This is a genomic window from Bradyrhizobium sp. BR 10261, assembly GCF_019455395.1.
Taxonomy (GTDB): domain Bacteria; phylum Pseudomonadota; class Alphaproteobacteria; order Rhizobiales; family Xanthobacteraceae; genus Bradyrhizobium; species Bradyrhizobium manausense.
The window spans coordinates 105603-126861 of the sequence record NZ_JACOFQ010000013.1; the positions used below are offsets into that span (position 1 = coordinate 105603).

20 protein-coding genes and 1 pseudogene are annotated in these 21259 nt (G+C 61.0%); 13 read left to right on the top strand and 8 right to left on the bottom strand.

What is annotated here, in order from left to right; translation table 11 throughout:
* Positions 1-112 precede the first annotated feature (112 nt).
* From hslU to hslV, 4 genes are read right to left on the bottom strand one after another with little or no spacing between them, the layout of a single operon-like run.
* Entirely contained in the window at positions 113-1417 is a 1305-nt protein-coding gene (gene hslU / locus HYH07_RS17435) for an ATP-dependent protease ATPase subunit HslU (protein WP_057752011.1), read from the bottom strand.
* A gap of 52 nt (positions 1418-1469) precedes the next feature.
* A complete protein-coding gene (locus HYH07_RS17440) occupies positions 1470-2075 on the bottom strand; it encodes a DUF2585 domain-containing protein (RefSeq protein ID WP_220003639.1) in 606 nt (201 codons plus the stop codon).
* Positions 2072-2557 carry a GNAT family N-acetyltransferase gene (locus HYH07_RS17445; RefSeq protein WP_220003640.1) on the bottom strand — a complete coding sequence of 162 codons (486 nt, stop codon included), beginning with the start codon at positions 2555-2557 and terminating at the stop codon, positions 2072-2074. Before HYH07_RS17445 ends, HYH07_RS17440 begins: the two co-directional genes overlap by 4 nt.
* 3 nt (positions 2558-2560) lie before the next feature.
* Positions 2561-3121, bottom strand: a complete 561-nt coding sequence (hslV, locus tag HYH07_RS17450) for an ATP-dependent protease subunit HslV (protein WP_057752020.1) — start codon at positions 3119-3121, stop codon at positions 2561-2563.
* Positions 3122-3312: 191 nt separating this feature from the next.
* Here hslV and hisB point away from each other — a divergent pair, with 191 nt between their 5' ends.
* The 7 genes from hisB to coaA all read left to right on the top strand — a co-directional run bounded on the left by hisB (position 3313) and on the right by coaA (position 8121).
* The gene (hisB, locus tag HYH07_RS17455) at positions 3313-3906 is read left to right on the top strand and encodes an imidazoleglycerol-phosphate dehydratase HisB (RefSeq protein ID WP_188106967.1); all 594 of its coding nucleotides are present in this window, start codon (positions 3313-3315) and stop codon (positions 3904-3906) included.
* Between the two features lie 67 nt (positions 3907-3973).
* Complete coding sequence (locus HYH07_RS17460) at positions 3974-4507, top strand: DUF2628 domain-containing protein (RefSeq protein WP_220003641.1); 534 nt, start codon at positions 3974-3976, stop codon at positions 4505-4507.
* The gene (hisH, locus tag HYH07_RS17465) at positions 4504-5154 is read left to right on the top strand and encodes an imidazole glycerol phosphate synthase subunit HisH (RefSeq protein WP_220003642.1); all 651 of its coding nucleotides are present in this window, start codon (positions 4504-4506) and stop codon (positions 5152-5154) included. Before HYH07_RS17460 ends, hisH begins: the two co-directional genes overlap by 4 nt.
* A complete protein-coding gene (gene hisA, locus HYH07_RS17470; RefSeq protein ID WP_220003643.1) occupies positions 5151-5888 on the top strand; it encodes a 1-(5-phosphoribosyl)-5-[(5-phosphoribosylamino)methylideneamino]imidazole-4-carboxamide isomerase in 738 nt (245 codons plus the stop codon). Before hisH ends, hisA begins: the two co-directional genes overlap by 4 nt.
* A gap of 3 nt (positions 5889-5891) precedes the next feature.
* Entirely contained in the window at positions 5892-6665 is a 774-nt protein-coding gene (hisF, locus tag HYH07_RS17475; RefSeq protein ID WP_057752035.1) for an imidazole glycerol phosphate synthase subunit HisF, read from the top strand.
* Positions 6666-6742: 77 nt separating this feature from the next.
* Positions 6743-7063 (top strand): phosphoribosyl-ATP diphosphatase, encoded by a 321-nt coding sequence (locus tag HYH07_RS17480; protein WP_220003644.1) that lies wholly within the window; start codon positions 6743-6745, stop codon positions 7061-7063.
* 101 nt (positions 7064-7164) lie between these two features.
* Complete coding sequence (gene coaA, locus HYH07_RS17485; protein ID WP_057752041.1) at positions 7165-8121, top strand: type I pantothenate kinase; 957 nt, start codon at positions 7165-7167, stop codon at positions 8119-8121.
* A gap of 119 nt (positions 8122-8240) precedes the next feature.
* Here the strand turns inward: coaA and HYH07_RS17490 are convergent, their stop codons facing one another.
* The 3 genes and pseudogenes from HYH07_RS17490 to HYH07_RS17500 all read right to left on the bottom strand — a co-directional run.
* Positions 8241-10466: an ATP-binding protein gene (locus tag HYH07_RS17490; RefSeq protein WP_220003712.1), complete on the bottom strand. Its 2226-nt coding sequence runs from the start codon at positions 10464-10466 to the stop codon at positions 8241-8243.
* A gap of 117 nt (positions 10467-10583) precedes the next feature.
* Complete coding sequence (locus HYH07_RS17495; protein ID WP_220003645.1) at positions 10584-11054, bottom strand: hypothetical protein; 471 nt, start codon at positions 11052-11054, stop codon at positions 10584-10586.
* A 97-nt stretch (positions 11055-11151) separates the two neighbouring features.
* A pseudogene (locus HYH07_RS17500) lies at positions 11152-12060 on the bottom strand (YifB family Mg chelatase-like AAA ATPase); the annotation flags it as partial.
* A gap of 33 nt (positions 12061-12093) precedes the next feature.
* On the opposite strand from HYH07_RS17500, the gene HYH07_RS17505 reads away from it, so the two are divergent.
* The 3 genes from HYH07_RS17505 to ribA all read left to right on the top strand — a co-directional run bounded on the left by HYH07_RS17505 (position 12094) and on the right by ribA (position 15289).
* Complete coding sequence (locus HYH07_RS17505) at positions 12094-13812, top strand: recombinase family protein (RefSeq protein WP_220003647.1); 1719 nt, start codon at positions 12094-12096, stop codon at positions 13810-13812.
* Between the two features lie 441 nt (positions 13813-14253).
* Positions 14254-14691, top strand: coding sequence for a DUF4231 domain-containing protein (locus HYH07_RS36815; RefSeq protein ID WP_409363901.1), 438 nt, complete (start codon positions 14254-14256; stop codon positions 14689-14691).
* The gene (gene ribA, locus HYH07_RS17515) at positions 14681-15289 is read left to right on the top strand and encodes a GTP cyclohydrolase II (protein ID WP_220003649.1); all 609 of its coding nucleotides are present in this window, start codon (positions 14681-14683) and stop codon (positions 15287-15289) included. Before HYH07_RS36815 ends, ribA begins: the two co-directional genes overlap by 11 nt.
* Before the next feature lie 81 nt (positions 15290-15370).
* Here the strand turns inward: ribA and HYH07_RS17520 are convergent, their stop codons facing one another.
* A complete protein-coding gene (locus HYH07_RS17520) occupies positions 15371-16003 on the bottom strand; it encodes a recombinase family protein (RefSeq protein ID WP_220003650.1) in 633 nt (210 codons plus the stop codon).
* 418 nt (positions 16004-16421) lie between these two features.
* Here HYH07_RS17520 and HYH07_RS17525 point away from each other — a divergent pair, with 418 nt between their 5' ends.
* Genes HYH07_RS17525 through HYH07_RS17535 form a run of 3 tightly spaced genes read left to right on the top strand, consistent with a single transcriptional unit; the run spans position 16422 to position 21212 of the window.
* Positions 16422-17072, top strand: coding sequence for a DNA methyltransferase (locus HYH07_RS17525; RefSeq protein ID WP_220003651.1), 651 nt, complete (start codon positions 16422-16424; stop codon positions 17070-17072).
* Positions 17069-18679 (top strand): Eco57I restriction-modification methylase domain-containing protein, encoded by a 1611-nt coding sequence (locus HYH07_RS17530; protein ID WP_312016680.1) that lies wholly within the window; start codon positions 17069-17071, stop codon positions 18677-18679. Before HYH07_RS17525 ends, HYH07_RS17530 begins: the two co-directional genes overlap by 4 nt.
* Positions 18672-21212 carry a restriction endonuclease gene (locus tag HYH07_RS17535; RefSeq protein WP_220003652.1) on the top strand — a complete coding sequence of 847 codons (2541 nt, stop codon included), beginning with the start codon at positions 18672-18674 and terminating at the stop codon, positions 21210-21212. Before HYH07_RS17530 ends, HYH07_RS17535 begins: the two co-directional genes overlap by 8 nt.
* The last annotated feature ends 47 nt before the right edge of the window (positions 21213-21259 follow it).

Here is a 21259-nt window from a genome sequence, read left to right on the forward strand (position 1 = left end):
TGTTGTTTGAGCCAAGGCTGGAGCCGCTATCTTTTCCAATAAGGAATGCCGGTGGTTATGGGTCCCTGCTGTCGCAGAGACGACAACCGATTGATAGCGCGGGCCTGCCGAATTACAAAATGAACCGGCTCAGATCGGCGTTCCTGGCGAGATCGCCGACGTGCTTCTGCACGAAATCGGCATCGACCCTGATGGTCTCGCCGTTGCGGTCGGGGGCGGTGAAGGAGATCTCGTCCAGCACACGCTCCATGACGGTCTGCAGCCTGCGCGCGCCGATATTCTCGACGGTGGAATTGACGGCGACCGCGACGTCGGCGAGCGCGTCGATGGCGCTGTCGGTGATGTCGAGCGTCACGCCCTCGGTCTGCATCAGCGCGACATATTGCTTGATCAGCGAAGCCTCGGGCTCGGTCAGGATGCGGCGCATGTCGTCGCGGGTCAGCGCCTGCAATTCGACGCGGATCGGCAGGCGGCCCTGCAGCTCCGGCAAGAGGTCCGACGGCTTGGCGACGTGGAAGGCGCCGGAGGCGATGAACAGGATGTGGTCGGTCTTGACCGCGCCATGCTTGGTCGAGACCGTGGTGCCCTCGATCAGCGGCAACAGGTCGCGCTGCACGCCCTCGCGCGAGACGTCGCCGGCGGCGCGGCCTTCGCGGGCGCAGATCTTGTCGATCTCGTCGAGGAAGACGATGCCGTTGTTCTCAACCGCGCTGATCGCCTCCAGCGTGAGCTGATCGGTATCGAGCAGCTTGTCGGATTCCTCGTTGACGAGAATCTCGTGCGAGCCCTCGACGGTCAGTCGCCGCGTCTTGCTGCGGCCGCCCAGCTTGCCGAAGATGTCGCCGATCGAGATGGCGCCCATCTGCGCGCCCGGCATGCCCGGGATCTCGAACATCGGCATGCCGCCGCCCGAGGACTGCGTCTCGATCTCGATTTCCTTGTCGTTCAATTCGCCGGCGCGCAGCTTCTTGCGGAAGGATTCCCGCGTCGCCGAGCTCGCATTGGCGCCGACCAGCGCATCGAGCACGCGCTCCTCGGCGGCGAGCTGGGCGCGGGCCTGCACGTCCTTGCGCTTCTTCTCCCGGACCTGGGCGATCGCGACCTCGACGAGGTCGCGCACGATCTGCTCGACGTCGCGGCCGACATAGCCGACCTCGGTGAACTTCGTGGCTTCCACCTTCAGGAACGGCGCGTTCGCAAGCCTGGCAAGACGGCGCGCGATCTCGGTTTTGCCGACGCCGGTGGGCCCGATCATCAGGATGTTCTTGGGCAGCACCTCTTCGCGCAGCGAGCCGGTGAGCTGCTGCCGGCGCCAGCGGTTGCGCAGCGCGATCGAGACGGCGCGCTTGGCGTCGCCCTGGCCGACGATGAAACGGTCGAGTTCGGATACGATTTCGCGGGGGGAAAAATCTGTCATGGCACCTTAGCTAGGATTGGAAACCGGCGGGGACAAGCCGCTTTTTGGGTCATCAGATGATCGGCGGACCGGATTGCCATTGCTTCACGGCCTCGATCGGATGGATCAGCATCAGGATGTTGAGCGTCAGATTGTCCCTGATGTGCAGCGACAGCGTGAGCTCGAAGGCGAGCCCCAGCGCGACGGTTGCGGTAACGGGAAGCACGCGTGCGGTGAGGAACCCCAGCGCCATGAACAGCGTGTCCGAGACCGAATTGACGATGCTGTCGCCGTAATAATCCAGCGAGATCGTGCCGGCGCGGTAGCGCTCGATGATGAATGGCGAGTTCTCGACGATCTCCCAGGCGCCCTCGATCAGCATCGCGATGATCAGCCGTGCAGGCCACACAAGCCGCCGCGAGAACACAAGCCACGTCAGCCCGTAGAACAGGAACCCGTGCAGCAGATGCGAAAAACTGTACCAATCGGCGATATGCTGGGAATTTTCCGAGCTGTTCACCACGCCGTGCCACAGCTTGACGTAACCGCAGGTGCAGATCGGCACCCGCCCCATCGCAAACAGGATCGAGGCCTGCAGCGCCAGCAGCAGCAGCGCGATGCCGAGGAAGGCGAGCGGCGGCAGTGCGGCCTGGCTCTGGCGTGTGCTCGTCAGGGTCACGGCTCACGCACCATCAACAGCGCGGTGCCATCCGGCGTCTCGACCATGCGGTCACGGACGAAGCCTGATTTCTCATAGGCGCGCAAGGCGCGCAGGTTGAGCGGATCGGGATCGGTGACCATGCGCGGCAGGCCGTTGCCGAACTGTTCATCGACAAACTGGCGGATGAACGCCGAACCATGGCCGCGTCCGATCATGTCGCTGTCGCCGATGAACTGGTCGATTCCACGCGTGCCCTCCGGCTGTGGCCCGAAGCCCGTATTCCAGGCGGTCAGGCGATAGCATTGAAGATAGCCGAACGGCCGGTTGCCGGCCAAGACGATGAACTGATCCATCGCCGGTTCATCGAGATCGCCGCTGACGAGTGCCAACTGCTCATCCGGATCGCCCCACCATTCCCGCACATGCGCTTCGCCAAGCCATCGCCGGATCAGCGGCAAATCGGCCGCGCTCAGCGGGTGGAAGGCGTAGCCGGGCTCCACGACCTAACCGGTGGACAGCGCTTCGATGGTGACGTTGCGGTTGGTGTAGACGCAGATGTCGGCGGCGATGTCGAGGGAGCGGCGGACGATGGTCTCGGCGTCCTTGTCGGTGTCAACAAGGGCCCTCGCCGCGGCCAGCGCGTAATTGCCGCCGGAGCCGATCGCCATCACACCGGCCTCGGGCTCGAGCACGTCGCCGGTGCCTGTGAGCACCAAAGAGACGTCCTTGTCGGCCACGATCATCATGGCCTCCAGCCGGCGGAGGTAGCGATCGGTGCGCCAGTCCTTGGCGAGCTCGACCGCGGCCCTGGTCAATTGCCCCGGATATTGCTCCAGCTTGCTCTCGAGCCGCTCGAACAGGGTGAAGGCATCGGCAGTGGCGCCGGCAAAGCCGCCGATCACGTCGCCCTTGCCGAGTTTCCGGACCTTTTTGGCGTTGGACTTGATCACGGTCTGGCCGATCGAGACCTGGCCGTCGCCGCCGACCACCACCTTGCCGCCCTTGCGGACCGTCAAAATCGTGGTGCCGTGCCAGACCGGCGAGCTGTTGTGGGAATCCTGCATGAATGACCCTCGTTGTCCGGGCTGATTTAAGCGGTCGGGAGCGGGCGCACAACGGGCCGTTCCGGGCCGAATTTGCTCACCATAGGCAGAAGTAGAGGCCCGGCCAGCCGTTCCCGCAGTAGCGAAGGCGTCATTTGGCTGTTAAGAGACTGGCGTTTTCGGCTCAAAGCTAGAATGGAAACCGATTTTCCATGCGCACCGCGACGATCAAGCGCAAGACCAAGGAAACCGACATCGAGGTCTCCGTGAACCTCGATGGATCAGGCGTGGCCAATATCGCGACTGGCATCGGCTTTTTCGACCATATGCTCGATCTCCTCGCCCGCCATTCCCGCATCGACCTCACGGTCAAGGCGGTTGGCGACCTGCACATTGACTATCACCATACCACCGAGGACACCGGCATCGCGCTCGGCCAGGCTGTCAAGCAGGCGCTCGGCAACATGGCGGGCATCACCCGCTATGCCGGCGTGCACATGCCGATGGACGAGACGCTGACGCGCGTGGTCATCGACATCTCGGGCCGCCCGTTCCTGGTGTTCAAGGCGGAATTTCCCCGCCACAAGATCGGTGAGTTCGACACCGAGCTGGTGCGCGAGTGGTTCCAGGCCTTCGCCATCAACGCCGGCGTGACTCTGCACGTCGAGACCCTATATGGCGATAACAGCCACCATATCGCCGAGTCCTGCTTCAAGGGCCTGGCGCGGGCGCTGCGCACCGCGGTTGCGATCGATCCCAAGGCGGCGGGCGAAATCCCCTCCACCAAGGGCTCGCTTGGCGGCTGACCTCTCCATTTTGGCGGCCACGCGCCGTCGGCGGCATCGACTTCATCTCGAGAGCGGGGCATCGAAAATGCCTGTCTACACAGTTCATGCTCCCTTCCCCGTCGGCGCCGATCTGCGCGCGACCGACAAGTTCGTGTTCGTGCGCGACGGCTTCCATTTCTGGGCGATGATCCTTGGTCCGTTCTGGCTGGCCTGGAACAGGCTGTGGCTGGCGTTGATCGGCTGGATCGTCTTCCTCGCCGCGTTCGATGCGGGGCTATCCAGCCTCGGTGTCGGTCGCCGCTCGATCTTCCTCGCCAACATCATCGTCGCGCTGCTGATGGGCTTTGAAGCCTCGAGCCTGCGCCGCTGGACCCTCTCCCGCGGCAAGTGGCGGCAGCTCGACGTCGTCGTCGCCGCTGACCAAGACACCGCCGAGCGGCGGTTCTTCGAGCGCTGGAGCAAGTCACAGCAGGGCATCGTCAACGACCAATGGGCGGTCGATCGCGGCGGCCCGCCGCCGACCCGCAATGTGCCGGGCCAGCCATTTTCGAACCCGCCGCCGCTTCCGGCCGGCGGCATCATTGGATTGTTTCCAGAACCGGGAGGGTCATCACGATGAGCGTCGCCATCATCGATTACGGTTCCGGAAATCTGCATTCCGCCGCCAAGGCCTTTGAGCGCGCCGCGCGCAGCCTGGACAATCCGCAGAAAGTTTTCGTCACCAGCGATCCCGATCAGGCCTATGAAGCCGATCGCCTGGTGCTGCCTGGTGTCGGCGCCTTCGCGGATTGCCGGCGCGGCCTCGATGCCGTCAACGGCATGGTCGAGGCGATCACCGAAGCCGTGCGCGTCAAGGCGCGGCCGTTCTTCGGCATTTGCGTCGGCATGCAGCTGATGGCGAGCCGCGGCAAGGAGCATGTCATCACCGAAGGCCTGAACTGGATCGGCGGCGACGTCGAGAAGATCAGGCCGGGTGACGAGAGTCTGAAGATCCCGCACATGGGCTGGAACACGCTCGAACTGCTGCAGGAGCACCCGGTGCTCAACAAGCTGCCGCTCGGCCCGAACGGGCAGCACGCTTATTTCGTGCATTCCTACCACCTCAACGCGGCCAATGAAGCGGATGTGCTCGCGCGCGCCGATTACGGCGGGCCCGTCACCGCGATCGTCGCCAAGGACACCGCCATCGGCACGCAATTTCACCCCGAGAAGAGCCAGCGTTTTGGGCTGGCGCTGATCTCGAATTTTTTGCGATGGAAACCGTGATTCTCTTTCCTGCCATCGACCTCAAGAACGGTCAGTGCGTGCGCCTCGAGCAAGGCGACATGGCGCGCGCGACCGTTTTCAACCTCGATCCCGCAGCTCAAGCCCAGCGCTTCGTTGTGCAGGGGTTTGAGTATCTCCACGTCGTCGATCTCGACGGTGCCTTCGCCGGCAAGCCTGTCAATGCGCAGGCCGTCGAGGCGATGCTGAAGACGATTCCGATCCCGGTGCAGCTCGGCGGCGGCATTCGCGATCTCGCGACCGTCGAAGCCTGGCTTGAGAAAGGCATCACCCGCGTCATCATCGGCACCGCCGCGGTGCGCGATCCGGAGCTGGTGAAGGCGGCGGCCAGGAAATTCCCCGGCCGCGTCGCCGTTGGCCTCGACGCCCGCGACGGCAAGGTCGCCGTCGAAGGTTGGGCCGAGACCTCACAGGTGACAGTGCTGGAGATCGCACAGCGATTCGAGGACGCCGGCGTCGCCGCCATCATCTTCACCGATATCGCGCGCGACGGCCTGCTCAAGGGCCTGAACCTCGATGCGACCATCGCGCTCGCCGATGCGATCTCGATTCCCGTGATCGCCTCGGGCGGCCTCGCTTCGATCGAGGACGTCAAGGCCATGCTGACGCCGCGTGCGAAAAAGCTCGCCGGCGCGATCGCCGGCCGCGCGCTCTACGACGGCCGGCTCGATCCAGCCGCCGCCCTCGCCCTGATCCGCAACGCGCGCAGGAGCTGACACATGTTCAAGGTGCGCGTGATCCCCTGCCTCGACGTCAAGGACGGCCGTGTCGTCAAGGGCGTCAACTTCGTCGATTTGCGCGATGCCGGCGACCCCGTCGAAGCCGCAATCGCTTATGACGCCGCCGGCGCCGACGAGCTGACCTTTCTCGACATCACCGCGACCCATGAGAACCGCGGCATCATGCTGGATGTGGTCCGGCGCACGGCCGAAGCCTGCTTCATGCCCGTCACCGTCGGTGGCGGCGTGCGCGAGGTCAACGACATCAAGACGCTGCTGCGCGCCGGCGCGGACAAGGTCTCGATCAACAGCGCCGCGGTGTCGCGGCGCGAGTTCGTCAAGGAAGCCGCCGAAAAATTCGGCGAGCAGTGCGTCGTGGTCGCCATCGACGCCAAGCGGGTCAAGCGCCCGGGCGGCGACCGCTGGGAAATCTTTACCCATGGCGGCCGCAACTCGACCGGCATCGACGCCATCGAATACGCCCAGGAAGTGGTCTCGCTCGGCGCTGGTGAAATTTTGCTCACCTCGATGGACCGCGACGGTACCAGGCAGGGGTTTGACATCCCGCTGACCCGGGCGATCGCCGACAGCGTTCCCGTTCCCGTAATCGCCTCGGGCGGCGTCGGCAATCTCGATCACCTCGTCGACGGTATTCGCGACGGCCACGCCACGGCCGTGCTGGCCGCCTCCATCTTCCATTTCGGGGAATTCACCATTCGTGAAGCCAAGGAGCACATGGCGCGGCGGGGCTTGCCCATGCGCATGGATGCCTGACGACTCCCCTTGGTAAAAATGCTACACAGGCCGATGGGAAAAGGCCTGTCCGGCCGGATGTGTTTCTGAGTATTGCGATGCCGCGTTTCACCATCCATGACCTCGCCCAAACCATCGACGCCCGCGCGGCCTCCGGTGGCGAGGCCTCCTATACCCGCAAGCTGCTCGACAAGGGCGCCGAACATTGCGCCAAGAAGTTCGGTGAGGAAGCAGTCGAAACCGTAATCGCAGCAGTCGAAAACGATCGCGCGCATCTGATCGCCGAAAGTGCCGATCTGCTCTATCACTTCCTTGTGCTGCTCAAGGTGCGCGGCGTAAAGTTGGAAGAGGTGGAAGCAGCCCTCGACAAGCGCACGAATATGTCGGGGTTGGAAGAGAAAGCGTCGCGTAAGGGCTGACAGCATGATCCGGATCCGAAGCACCGCCTTGGCGCAACGTGTGAAGCGGTTTTCCGAAGAGATCATGCGTAGCTGAAGGGCCCCAACGGAAAGGTCGCGTCATGGATATCCGCGCACCGGAGCAGCAATATAATCCATACCGCGTCTACACGCGCGAAGAGTGGGCGCGTCTGCGCGACGATACCCCGATGACGCTGGAGCCGGGCGAGTTCGACCGGCTGCGCTCGCTGCACGACCGCCTCGACCTGAAGGAGGTCGAGGACATCTATCTGCCGCTGTCGCGCCTGCTCTCGATCTATGTCGATGCGACGCAGCGCCTGTATTACGCGGAGCGGCAGTTCCTCAACATCCGCGACCGCAAGGTGCCCTACATCATCGGCGTTGCTGGTTCTGTCGCGGTCGGAAAGTCGACGACCGCCCGCGTGCTCCAGGCGCTCTTGGCACGCTGGTCGCCTCGTCCCAAAGTCGACCTGATCACCACCGACGGATTCCTCTACCCCAAGGCCCTGCTCGAGCAGCAAGGCATTTTGCAGAAGAAGGGTTTTCCGGAGAGCTACGACCTGCCGCTGCTGCTGGGCTTCCTGTCCGACATCAAGTCGGGCCGCCGGCACGTGCGCTCGCCCGTCTATTCGCATCTGACCTATGACATCGTGCCGAATGAATGGGCCGAGATCGACCAGCCCGACATTTTGATCGTCGAGGGCGTCAATGTCTTGCAGACCGGCAAGCTGCCGCGCGACGGCAAGGCGGTGCCTGTCGTCTCCGACTTCTTCGACTTCTCGGTCTATATCGACGCCGACGAAGCGGCGCTGCGGCGCTGGTACATCAAGCGCTTCCTGGCGCTGCGCGACACCGCGTTCACCGATCCAAAGTCCTACTTCCACCGCTATGCGCTGTTGTCGGACGAGGAGGCCATCGCAACCGCCACCGCGATCTGGGAGCGCACCAACCTCGCCAATCTCGAGGACAATATCTTGCCGACGCGTCCGCGTGCGACGCTGATCCTGAAGAAGGGCGCGGATCACGCGGTGGAGAGCGTGGCGCTCAGAAGACTGTAGGCAATGGTGCCGTAGGGTGGGCAAAGGCGCCAAGCGCCGTGCCCACGTTTTCCCTGTTGTCACGTGAGAATGCGTGGGCACGCTGCGCTTTGCCCACCCTACGGCAGCGTCGCTTGCAGCTACACCGCCACCCGCTTTGCCGCCGCCAGTCCCGCCAGCGCCTCGTCCAGCTTCTCGCGATCGAGCGGCTTGATCAAAAATCCGTTCATGCCCGCCTCGAAGCAGGCGTAGCGATCTTCCACCAGTGCGTTCGCGGTGAGTGCGAGGATCGGTGTGTGCTGGCTGCCCGTGGCGACCTCATGGGCGCGGATGCGTCTGGTTGCTTCGATGCCGTCGAGCTGCGGCATCTGGATGTCCATCAACACCAGGTCGTAGGGCGTGCCGGCAGAGCTGGCCGCCAGCCAGGATTCCAGTACGGCTTCGCCATGGACCGCGATGACGACGCGGTGGCCGAGTTTTGTGAGCAGCGAGCGCATCAGCAGCGCGTTGATCTCGTTGTCCTCGGCGACAAGGATCGAGAGGCCGCCCGCAGGTGCTCGGACTGGCGCCGGCTCGACGGGCTCGGGTGCGAGATCGGGTGATGCGACCTCCGGCGTCAGCGTGAGGCGCGCGGCGAGCGAGGCTGCACGCAGCGGCTTGACCAGGAAGCCGGTGAAATCAGCCGAGAATTTTTCATGACGCGAGCTCGGTGTCAGCAGCACGAGGCGCTGCGTCGCGTGGGCGCGGGCGGCTTCGCCGATACGATCGGCAATAGCAACGCCGAGTGCGCGGTCGACCAGCACCGCGTGCCAGGAGCGCTCCGGCAGCAGTGCTTCGGCCACCGCTGCATCTGCGACCAGGCAGGTCTGGCCGCCCCAGCGCTCCAGCCGCCGCGCGATCAGCGACGCTTCGATGCCGTCGGCCACCAGCAGGATGGATTTGCCTGATAGGTCAGGGCTCGGGAACGCTGTTCGTCCGGCATCGCCTTGCGACAGCGCGAGCGGAATTGCGACCCCGAAGGTCGAGCCCTTGCCGGGCGCGCTCTCCAGCGTGATGCGGCCGCCCATCCGCTTGACGATGCGTTCGCTGATGGCAAGGCCAAGCCCGGTGCCGCCATAGGTGCGGGCGACGCGGTCGTCGGCCTGCTCGAATTCGCGGAAGATGCGCGATTGCGCCTCGGGCGCGATGCCGATGCCGGTGTCGCGGACCAGGAAGCTGATCTCGTTCGGCCAGATGCCGGGCTCGACGATCAGCGCCACGCCGCCGCTGCTCGTGAACTTGATGGCGTTGCCGGCGAGGTTGAGCAGCACCTGGCGCAGCCGGGCGGCATCGCCGGTGACCTCGAGCGGCAGCTGCTCGTCGACGTAAGCCGCGATCTCGAGCTTCTTGGCCTGCGCGCGCGGCGCCAGCAGTTCGGTGACATCTTCGATCAGGGTCGAGAGGGCGAAGGGGCGCTGCTCCAGATCAAGCTTGCCGGCTTCGATCTTGGAATAGTCGAGCAGCTCCTCGATCAGCGCCATCAGCGCTTCGCCTGAGGTTTTCACGGCGCGTGCGTAGGTCGTCTGCTCCGGCGTCAGCGCGGTGTCGAGCAGCAGGCCGCCCATGCCGATAATGCCGTTCAGGGGGGTGCGGATCTCGTGCGAGGCCATCGCGAGGAAGCGCGATTTGGCGCGGTTGGCGGCATCGGCCTGGTCGCGCGCATCGGACAGTGCGCGTTCGGTCTCGGTGCGATCGGTGACGTCGCGTCCGACGCTTTGCAGCTCGGCGGGCCGGCCGGCATCGTGCCGGACGAGGCCCTCGCGCCAGGCGATCCAGCGCGCGCCGAGCGGCGTCGATATCTTCTGGTCATGGATGCGCGTGCCGCTCGCTTCGCGCGCGCTGTCGCCCTGTTCCAGCACGTCGAAATCGAAGCGCGTGCCGACCAGGGCGCTGCGCGCCTGCCCGGCCAGCGCGCAATAGGCGTCGTTGGCGAAGGTGATACGGCCCTGATGGTCGCGCAGCACGATCAGGTCGCCCTGCGATTCGAACAGGCTGCGGGCGCGCTCTTCGGCCTCCTTCAGCTCCCAATTGCGGTCGATCAGCGCCTCGTTGTGAGCGGCGAGCTTGCGCATCCGCTTGGCGACGAAACGCAGCCGCATGCTCAGCGTGGCAAGGCCAAGGCAGGCCAGCGCGAACAGGAAGCTCGCACCAATCGCAAAGGCGTTGGGATCGTAGCCGGAATTTGGCGCGCGGCTGCCGGTGACGAAGCCATAGGCGCCGCCGAATGTCGCCGAAAAGATCATGAAGGAGCGGATGGCGAAGGCGATCTTCGGGTGGCGGCGCCTGAAGCGGCGCATGTGCACCTTGATCCGGAACGTCCGATCCATCGTCACCGACCCCGACTCTTACCTGCCGCCGCCGCGTGCGACGATGTCCTGCCGACCTTGCGAACAGCTTGAGGCCTTGGGGCGGCCTCGAAACATGGTTGACGAGGTCTTAACAGCTCAGAGCGAGGCGGCCTGGAGAGGCCGCGTGGGGTCGCCGCGAGCACCGACGATCAGGGCTGCGGCCTCGCGCGGCGAGAACGTCTTCGAGCGGACAAAGATGCGGTAATCGGCCGGGCCGTCGGTGGAAAGATAGATCACCGGGCCGCCATCGACAGGTTGCGCTGCGATGGTGATGAGGCGGTTCGCTGGATTGGCCTGGCAGGAATCGGTCTCGGAACCGAGACCATCGTCCACGACCGCGAAGTCCGCGGCATCGGCGGCGTCGGTGAGCTGGACCCGGACCGTGGCGCGCGACGGGTCGTCGGTGAAGGCGACATGGATGCGGGCGGTCCAGAACAGGGATGTGAGCTCGACCGAGGTGTCGCCGACGACGATGCAAGGCTGCGAGACCGGTCCGATTTCGCCGCGGGCCACCACCGCAGCCGCCAACAGGGGAACCACCGAGGCCAGGATCTTGAAACGCAACATGACGCTCTACTCGCCGGGCCCGTACCGGAACTTGTGGGCCTTATGGTTTGCAGAGCGTAAAGGAAACTCGTTACCACCGGGTTGACGCGCTGGATGATCAGGCGAGCTGGCGCACATCCTCCGCGAGTGCCCGGTAGGACAGCGCTTCGGCCAGATGCAGCCGGCCGATCCTGTCAGTGCCGTCGAGATCGGCGAGCGTGCGCGCCACCCGCAGCACCCGGTGATAGCCGCGTGCCGACAGCCGCATGGTTTCGGCGGCATCTCGCAGCAGCTTTTGCCCCTGGGCGTCGGGCCGCGCAATGTCTTCGAGCACCGACGCCGGCGCCTCGGCATTGGTGCGGACCCGCGGCAGGCCCGCCTGTGCGTAACGCGCGAGCTGAATGTCGCGCGCCGCCGCCACGCGCGCGGCGACTTCAGCGGAGCCTTCGGTCGGTGGCGGCAGGATCAGATCGGCTGCGGTGACGGCCGGGACTTCGATGCGCAGATCGATGCGGTCCATCAGCGGGCCGGAAATGCGCGCCTGGTAATCGCCGGTGCAGCGGTCGATGCGGCCGCGCTTGCAGGCATAGCCGGGCTCGAACGCATTGCCGCAGCGGCAGGGATTCATCGCGGCGACCAGCATGAAGCGGGCAGGGTAGGTGACGCGGTGATTGGCGCGCGACACCGAGACCTCGCCATTCTCCAGCGGCTGGCGCAGCGAATCCAGCACGCGCGGATCAAACTCGGGCAGCTCGTCGAGAAACAGCACGCCCTGATGCGCCAGCGAGATCTCGCCGGGCTTTGCCCGCGCGCCGCCGCCTGTCAGTGCGGCCATGCTGGCGGAATGATGCGGCGAGCGGAACGGCCGCCGCGACGTCAGCGCGCCGCCCTCGATTTCGCCCGCGACCGAGGCGATCATCGAGACCTCGAGCAGTTCGCTCGGCGACAGCGGCGGCAGGATCGAGGGCAGGCGCGCGGCCAGCATGGATTTGCCGGCGCCGGGCGCGCCGATCATCAGGATATGGTGGACAATTAAATTGCTAAATGTTAATGATACCAGATGGTTATAACTCATCCGGAAGCCCGCCCTAAAGCTTTCTCGTATGTCAGAATGTCCACCGACCTTCAGCTGAAGGGCGATAGCCTTCGCCGTCAGCGTGAAGCTTCCCGGAAATACGCCGACCGACACGGCCTAGAACTGGTCGAGGACTTCGATCTCCATGACATCGGCGTTTCAGCCTTCAAAGGCAAAAATATCGCATCTGGAGCTTTCGGGCGGTTTCTAGAGGCCGTTCGGGAGGGAAAAATCGGCAAGGGGGAATACCTGCTTCTCGAATCATTCGACCGAATGAGCCGTCAGGAGCCAATGGTCGCCCTGAAGCCGTTCATGGAAATCGTCGAGGCGGGCCTGATTCTTGTCACTCTCGACGATGAGCGAGTCTTCAAGGGCAAGATCAGTTTTGAGGATCTGATTATCTCGATCGCCAAGATGAGCCGGGCGAACGAGGAATCGGCTCGCAAGAGCGATCGTCTGTCGCAGGCGTGGAAGGCAAAACGGGCTGGTATCGGTCAGAAAAAGCTCACGGCCCGCTGTCCGAGCTGGCTGCGTCTCACTGCAGATCGCACCGGATTCGACGTCATCGAGGAGCGGGCCGCCATCGTCCGCCGGATTTTCGACGAGGCTGCTTCCGGGATCGGCACGTTCACGATCGTTCGCCGTCTGAACGAGGAGGGCGTCCCGACCTTTATGGGGAAGGGTGGCTGGCAGAACTCCACCGTCAATAAGATCCTCAGCAGTGCAGCAGCAATTGGGACGTTTCAGCCCAATCGCATGGAAGGAGGCAAGCGGACGCCCGATGGTGATCCAATCCGCAACTACTTCCCTCGTGTCATCGAACAGCGGGTCTTTGATACAGCGCAGCGAGATCGACTTTCGCGTAGGACCAAGCCTGAGGACGGCAAGAAGGGCAGCGGAGGTCCGAAGGGCAAGCACTACACTAACATCTTCTCGAAACTTGCCGTCTGCGATTACTGCGGATCGCCGATGCACTATCAAAACAAAGGAGCGCCACCGAAAGGTCAGGCGTATCTCGTGTGCTCGAATGCCGTGAGGAATCTCGGCTGCGAAATGGTCGGCCGTTGGCGGTATGACCAGTTCGAGACGATGTTCCTGCGCTTCGTGGAGAAGCTCGATTTGGCTTCATTGGTCTCATCAACCGAGCACGCCAGCAAGAAGACTGAGCTGGCCTCGCAGCTAGATGCGACGGAAGGAAGGATTAAGCTTCTTGAAGAGGAGCGTCGTCGTGCATATGAGCTCGGCATGAAGATGATCGATTTCAACAGCGATTTCCTGGCCGAGCGAATCAAGAAGACTGAGCAGGAATTGGCTGAAGCCAAGAAGTTGGTACATGCGCTGCGCAGCCAGATCGCGATCCTCGAACAAACTGAATTGACGTATTATAAGCATCCTGACCACGTCGCGCGGCTGATTGAACGTGTGCGATCCAGCAGGGGCGGCGATGTCTACAAGCTGCGCGCACAGATTGCTTCGAAGCTCCAATCCCTAATCCGGGAGCTGCGCCTAACTGTATTCTCGGACAATCAACGGTTCGAGATCGCATTCCATGACGGGCACGCGATGACTCTGTTTGTTGATCCGGAAGACCCGACGAAATTCGTCCAGAAGGTCACCGGCGCTGCACCGGATTTCGAGATGGTTTCCGCCGATGGTACGATCATCCAACTGCCGGCGGACGAAGCAGCTCTGGACGGGAAATAAAGATTCCCAAACGGGTCACTCAGAGAACTTAAATTCCCCCGGCGGGAAAATCGCGCTCTCGCGGAGTCTACAGGTCCCCCCGATTAGACGCCAAGGGGGACAGCGACCACAATGTCATTCGCAAGACTTGGCTGGGCATCTTCGAGAAAAGTAGGGATTGCTCCTAACTGATTGATCTAGCATAGGTAGAGCCGCCCCTAAGGAGCCAAGTGGGTCGCAAATGGGGAGATGCATGGCTGCAAGTGAGGAGGCGCTTCGCATCAAACTAGCGCGAGGCGCTCTCGATATCCAAACAACCAATGTTCCCGTGACTCGTGGTCTCACGGCGCAGGGAACGCGAGTACCTGGGTAGTGAATATGAGCCTATTTCGAAATGATCAATCGATCCAAACAGACGCCTACGTGAAAGCTTCTGAGTATTACTCCGCAGTTCACGCAGGAATGAGGGAGAAGGCCGACCACAACAAGCATGAGTCGCAGATATCATTCTACGTGGTAATTTGCTTTACACTGGCTGCTCCTCTCTTTGTTACACTTGGGGATGGGTGGCTTTGGGGCAAGCTTATTCCAGCGTGCCTTTCGGTCTTTTCAGCTGCAGCGACGTCGTGGCTTCAGCTTAGGAAACCGCAGCGACTTTGGTCGATATATAGACGAGCGCAAAGAGAGTTGGAGCGTGAGAAGGCAGCGTACGACTTTGGCCTTCATGACTATGCGAATGCTGATGCAGATAAGAGAGATAAGCTTTTGGCTATGAAAACAGCCGAAATCGCGTTTCACGTCCACGAGCAATGGGAGGGTCTTGTACCCGAACCCGATGCATTGCTAGCCAAGACGCCGTCTCTGCCATTGGGTGAGGTGGGGAGCGCCAATGCTAAGTGACCCGCGGATTGCCCATTCTCCACTTCGCACACGATACGGCGACTTCACCCTGTATGTCTTCTCGTGGTCCGATAACGAGCAAGACAACGTCCTTGCGCTTTTGAGCGACAAAAAGGTCGAACGTCCGTTGGTCCGGGTACAGAGTGCTTGCTACACAGGCGAGATATTTGAAAGCGTCGACTGCGATTGCCATTGGCAACTCGAGACCAGCTTAAAGAGGATACAAAGCGAGGGCGGAGTCTTCGTCTACATGCTCCAGGACGGACGCGGTGCCGGCTTGCTTGCCAAGGTTCGGGGCATGGCACTGTCAGCGGCCGAAGGGGTTGATACAGCAGACGCTTACAGGCGGCTGGGAGTGGCTCCAGATCCTCGGGATTACGAACAGGCGGCATTCATACTAAAGCACCTGGGGATCACAGCGGTTCGTTTGCTAACCAACAATCCGCGGAAGATCGCCGGCTTGGCCACCCAAGGCATTGAGGTTGAGAGAGCTCGGCTGGAAAGCGAACCGACCGAGGAAAATCGGGGGTATCTCAAGTCAAAGGCTCTTAAGCTCGGCCACATGATGCGAACCTTCGGAACGGATTCTATGCCTTAGAACCATCCGAAGGGCGGCTACAATTTCACTCCGCCTGCATGCTGTTGATCGTTGCCCTTTGCGAACATAGACAACGAGAATCTATTCGCCGGCTCGCCCCAGGTAGTTCTTTACTGTCTGGGGGAAGAACTTCCGCCCAGTTGCAGTCATAACTCCCGCTTCATTCAGGCATCGCGCAATCTCGCTGTATGATCGTCGCAATATATCCGCATCCAATTTCGCCCTGAGTTGGGATGCAAATTCGTCAGCGGCCTTGCGGTTCTTCGCGGCCAAATTCCTTCCGTTTGATCCGAGAATTGTGCCTCGGCGTTTCGCTTCGGCCAAGGCTGCTTTCGTTCGTTCGGAAATCAGTCGACGTTCCTCCTGGGCCAGCGCAGCAAATATATGCAGCTGGAAATCCGTAGCATTGGGCATTTCTGCGCAGACCAAACCGATACCCTGGTCAAGGATGCTGGCAATGAAGCTGACCCGACGGGAGAACCGATCAAGGCGAGCAATGACGATCTTCGCGTTCTCTCGCCTTGCGAGCTGGATCGCTCGCTGCAGTTCCACACGTGAATCGTCCTTTCCCGACTGAACGTCACAGAATTCACCGATCAATGTTCCGGCTCTCGATACAAAGTCGGAAATCTTGCGATGTTGAGCGGCCAGACCGAGGCCTGACTTTCCCTGTCGTTCTGTCGAAACTCGGAAGTACGCAATGAATTTGGTCATAAGGGCACCGTACCGGATGGCGGCCCGCTCCTTCCGCGAAGCCCGCGGAACAGGACAACAGCTAATATCCCGCACATAGGTTCGACTTTAGAGCCGAACATGCAGCAGCCGCTCGGAAGGCGGCCAACCCCCGGCGTTACGCATGCCCCGCGTAAGCGAAGATTCACGATAGTGGTGGGCAAAGCGGTGCAGAGCAACGATCCTGGCCTTACCGGGGGTAACAGTTGAAAACAGCGCTTCACCGTTTGAATGGATTGATTGCAAGGCGGCCATTACATAGAGTCATTCAATTGAGGAAGGCGTCAGGCCGCGTTCGCCAGCAGCAGAAAGGGGAGCCTGACGACGGAGTTATGAAGGGAAACCCCCAATACTTACCGGTTCTGAGAAGTAGACGCCGACAGCAATCATTTCGTGACTTATGAGCTTGATCAAATCAAAGAAGCGCGTCGCAGATCATGGGGAGGTGTTCACGCCCCATTGGATGGTCGAGGTGATGCTTGATCTCGTCAAAGGCGAGACTGAGCGCGTCGACTCCCGCTTTTTGGAGCCCGCCTGTGGGAGCGGAAACTTCCTGGTCAAGGTTCTGCAGCGGAAGCTCACTACGGTCGAACTCAAGTTCGGCAAGTCTGAGTTTGAGAAAAGGCACTACTCACTTCTCTCTCTTATGTGCATCTACGGCATCGAACTCCTGGCGGACAATATTGCCGAGTGTCGTGCGAATCTGCTCGAGATTTACGCCGACTATCTGAATCTGAATGAATCGGACGATCTGTATCGAGCCGCTTCCTATGTGCTGTTACAGAACCTCGTACATGGCGACGCGCTGACGATGCGTACGCATGAACGCCAGCCCATTACGTTTACAGAATGGGGCTATCTGGGAAAGGGCAAATTCCAGCGGCGGGACTTTCGCTTCGACGTCCTCACGGGATCATCGGCCTTCAGTGCTGAAGGATCGCTTTTCGCTCATTTAGGAAAACACGAGATATTCACGCCAACCAAGGCGTATCCCCCGATGACGATATGCGAATTAGCTGGAGCGGGTGAAACATCGAGGGCGGCAGTGTGAGCGAGACGCAAGCAAGCTTCGCACTGCGGGGGCGCAACCCAGATGTGCTGATGTGCATCGCGAATCTTTCGAACGACGAGGTGTTTACGCCGCCCGAGTTTGCGAACAGGATGCTCGATACTCTTTCCGAGGCGTGGGCGGCCGATCACAACGGGGCGAATCTCTGGGCGGACAAGACGATAAAGTTTTTCGATCCGTGCGCGAAATCAGGCGTATTCCTTCGCGAGATCACCAGCCGCCTCACGAAAGGCCTGGCGGCCGAGATGCCGGACGTCGAAGAGCGCGTCGGTCACATACTAACGAAGCAAGTGTTCGGCATCGGTATCACCTACCTCACCAGTTTATTGGCAAGGCGCAGCGTTTATTGCTCGAAACACGCCAAAGGCAAGCACTCAATCGCCCAGGGCTTTGCCAGCGATGCAGGCAACATCTGGTTTGAGCGCATGGAGCACACATGGGCCGACGGAAAATGCAGGTTTTGTGGGGCAAGTCAGAAAACGTTTGAGCGTAGCGAGGGACTTGAAACTCATGCCTATGCGTTCATTCACACAGACGACATCAAGACTCGTTTGGCCGAGCTCTTTGGAGGCGATATGCAGTTCGACGTGATAATCGGAAACCCGCCTTATCAATTAGAAGACGGCGGCTACGGCACGAGCGCGGCGCCTATCTACCACTTGTTCGTGGAGAAGGCGCTTGAACTCGATCCACGCTATGCGGTGTTCGTGACTCCGTCGCGCTGGATGGCCGGAGGAAAGGGGCTCGACAAGTATCGCGAACGGATGCTCTGTGACAAGCGAATGCGCAGCATCGTGGATTACCCGAAACTCTATGAGGGATTTCCAGGTGTGAAAATTCGCGGCGGGATTTCCTACTTTCTGTGGGATCGCGAGCACAACGGTCCGTGCACTGTGCAGTCCATCTGGGATGGACAACCGACCGGCCCAGCTATCGCGCGCCACCTCGATGAGTACGACATCCTCGTGCGGCGCAACGAGGCAGTGCCTATTCTGGAGAAGGTCAAGGCTAAAGGCGAGCCAACGCTTGATGGTCGCGTGTCCAGCCAGAAGCCGTTTGGCCTCCGCACGTTCTTCCACGGCAAGCCCGATTCCGATCGTCTCAAGAATCCGGTAAAGCTCTTCGGATCGCAGAAAGTCAGCTGGGTCGCGCGCTCAGAAATCCCAACGAATACCGCGTGGATTGACAAGTGGAAGGTCCTGATGACTCGTGTCCAGGGGACCAGTGCGGCAATCGAGACTAAGTTCCTCAGCAAGCCGATTATCGCTGAGCCTGGGACTGCTTGTACCGAGAGCTATATTGTTGCCGGCATCTTTGAAACTGAAGCCGAGGCCAAGAACTACGCAGGCTACCTGCGTACGCGCTTTGCTCGTTTCCTTGTTTCACTCCGCAAGTCCACTCAAGATGCGCCGAAGCATGTTTACGCTTTCATTCCTGACCTGCCGCTAGACCGAGAGTGGACAGACGCCAAGCTCTACAAGCGATACGGGCTGACCGAAGCCGAGATCGCCTTCATCGAGTCGCAGGTTGCCGAGCACGACAGCGAACTATTCGATGAGGGTGCTGCGGACGAAGTTGGCGATGAGTAAACCGACTATCGAGGAAATCCTTGAGCCAAAGCCGGAAGCGAGGCCCCGCATCTATGCCTACTCCATTGACGATCAGGCACATGCAGGTCTGCTCAAAGTCGGCCAGACGACGCGTGACGTGAAACGGCGCGTAGCCGAGCAGGTTAAGACCGCTGCAATCAAGAACTATACGATTGAACTGGACGAATCCGGCGAGCGCGACGACGGCACCATCTTCAGCGACCACGAGGTGCGGGCGGCGCTCCGCAAGAAGGGCTTCGAGAACGCCGAGCTAGAATGGATGCGCTGCACGGTCGAGGACGTGATGACCGTGCTCACCGAATTGCGGACGGGGCAACGATTCACGGGCACGCATCATCTGACGTTCCCGATGCGTCGTGAACAAGCTGAAGCGGTAGAGCTGACCCACGCCTACTTCCTCTCGCGCTGGGCTGAAGACGAGAAAGCAGTCCCTCGCTTCCTCTGGAACGCGAAAATGCGCTTCGGCAAAACATTCACTGCATACCAGCTCGCCAAGAAGATCGGAGCCGAGCGTGTGCTCGTGGTGACTTTCAAGCCCGCGGTGGAGGATGCGTGGCAAGCGGACCTTGAGAGCCACGTGGACTTCGATGGCTGGCAGTACCTCTCGCGCAACTCCGACAGCGACCCGACCAGGATCAATGGCGAGAAGCCTATTGTCTATTTTGGCTCCTTTCAAGATTTGCTGGGCCGCGACGCAACTGGGAATATCAAGCCCAAGAACGAATGGCTTCACACGGTCAATTGGGACCTTGTGATCTTTGATGAGTACCACTTCGGGGCTTGGCGAGAGACGGCGAAGGAGCTTTTCGAGGGGGAGGATGAGGCTGTCGCCAAGAAGGAGACCAAGCTCGAATATGCCCCCGGTCTCGAGGACGTGAACGAAGACCTGGGCGTGCTTTCGGAGAAGGAAGCCGAGTTCCTCCCGATCACGACCAAGGCCTACCTCTATCTCTCCGGCACGCCGTTTAAGGCGCTAGCAACGGGCGAGTTCATCGAAGAACAAATATTCAACTGGACGTACACAGACGAGCAGCGAGCCAAGGAAGAATTCTCCACCAGGAACCCAGGTAAGTGGAACCCGTACGGCTCGCTACCCCAGATGCGGCTGCTGACGTATCAGATGCCGGACGAGCTGGTGGCGATCGCAAGCGCCGGGGAGTTCGACGAGTTTGATCTCAACGAGTTCTTCGACGGATCGGGCACGGGCCCCCATGCGCAGTTCAAGCACAAAACTGAGGTGCAGAAGTGGCTGGACATCATCCGCGGTGAGTACGCGCTCAAGGCCGTCGAGAGCCTCAAGATGGGCACGAGGCCGCCCTTTCCGTATTCGGACGTGCGTCTGCTACCGTACTTGCAGCACTCGTTCTGGTTCCTGCCAAATGTCGCGGCCTGTCACGCGATGTCGAACCTACTCGCAGAGAAGCACAACACTTTCTGGCATCAATTCGACATCATCGTCGCGGCCGGAGCGTCGGCAGGGATCGGGCTAGACGCGCTGCCGCCGGTACGCAAGGCAATCGGCGGCGGGTTCAAGACCAAGACCATCACGCTGTCGTGCGGCAAACTCACCACCGGCGTGACTGTGCCGCAGTGGTCATCAATCCTGATGTTGCGCAATCTGAAGAGCCCTGAGACCTACTTTCAGGCCGCTTTTCGCGTGCAGTCGCCATGGTCGATCAGAAACCCTAATGGCGATAACCCAAACGAAGAAGAAGTCCTCAAACCCGTGTGCTTCGTCTTCGACTTCGCGCCCACGCGGGCCTTGCGGCAGCTATCAGAGTACGGGATTGGACTCTCTCCCAATGAGCCCAATCCAGAGAGCGCCGTAAAAGAACTCGTGTCGTTTCTGCCGGTGTTGGCTTACGACGGCGCAAACATGACGCAGATCGATGCGGGCGGTATCCTCGATATAGCGATGGCCGGCACCTCAGCCACGCTCCTAGCGCGTAAGTGGGAGAGCGCGGTGCTGGTGAACGTAGACAACGAGACACTGCGTCGCATCCTCGACAACCCCGAAGCAATGGCAGCCGTGGAGCGCATCGAAGGATGGCGGTCGCTCGGTGACAACATCATTGAGACCATCATCAACAAAAGCGACAAGGTCAAGGAATTGAAGAACAAGGCCAAGCTCAAAGAGCTAACGGCCAAGCAGAAGATGCAGCTCACCGAAGAAGAGAAGGAATACAAGTCAAAGCGCAAGCTCGTTCAGGAGAAGCTCATCAAGTTCGCCACGCGAATTCCAGCGTTTATGTACCTGACCGATTTTCGCGAGAACACGCTTCAGGATGTCATAACTAAGCTTGAGCCGGACTTGTTCTTGGCCGTTACCGGCTTGACAGTAAAGGACTTCCATTTGCTCGTTCGGCTCAAAGTGTTCAACACCGAGCGAATGAACGAGGCTGTCTTCGCTTTCCGCCGCTACGAGGACGCGTCACTACGCTATACAGGAATCGAAAGTCACGACGGGCTGACCCATTATGGGCTCTATGACACCGTTGTGGCGAGGGAGTAAATGCAGGCAGCAGATATTCTTGCAGTTCGAGGCGCAGCCGAAATTGT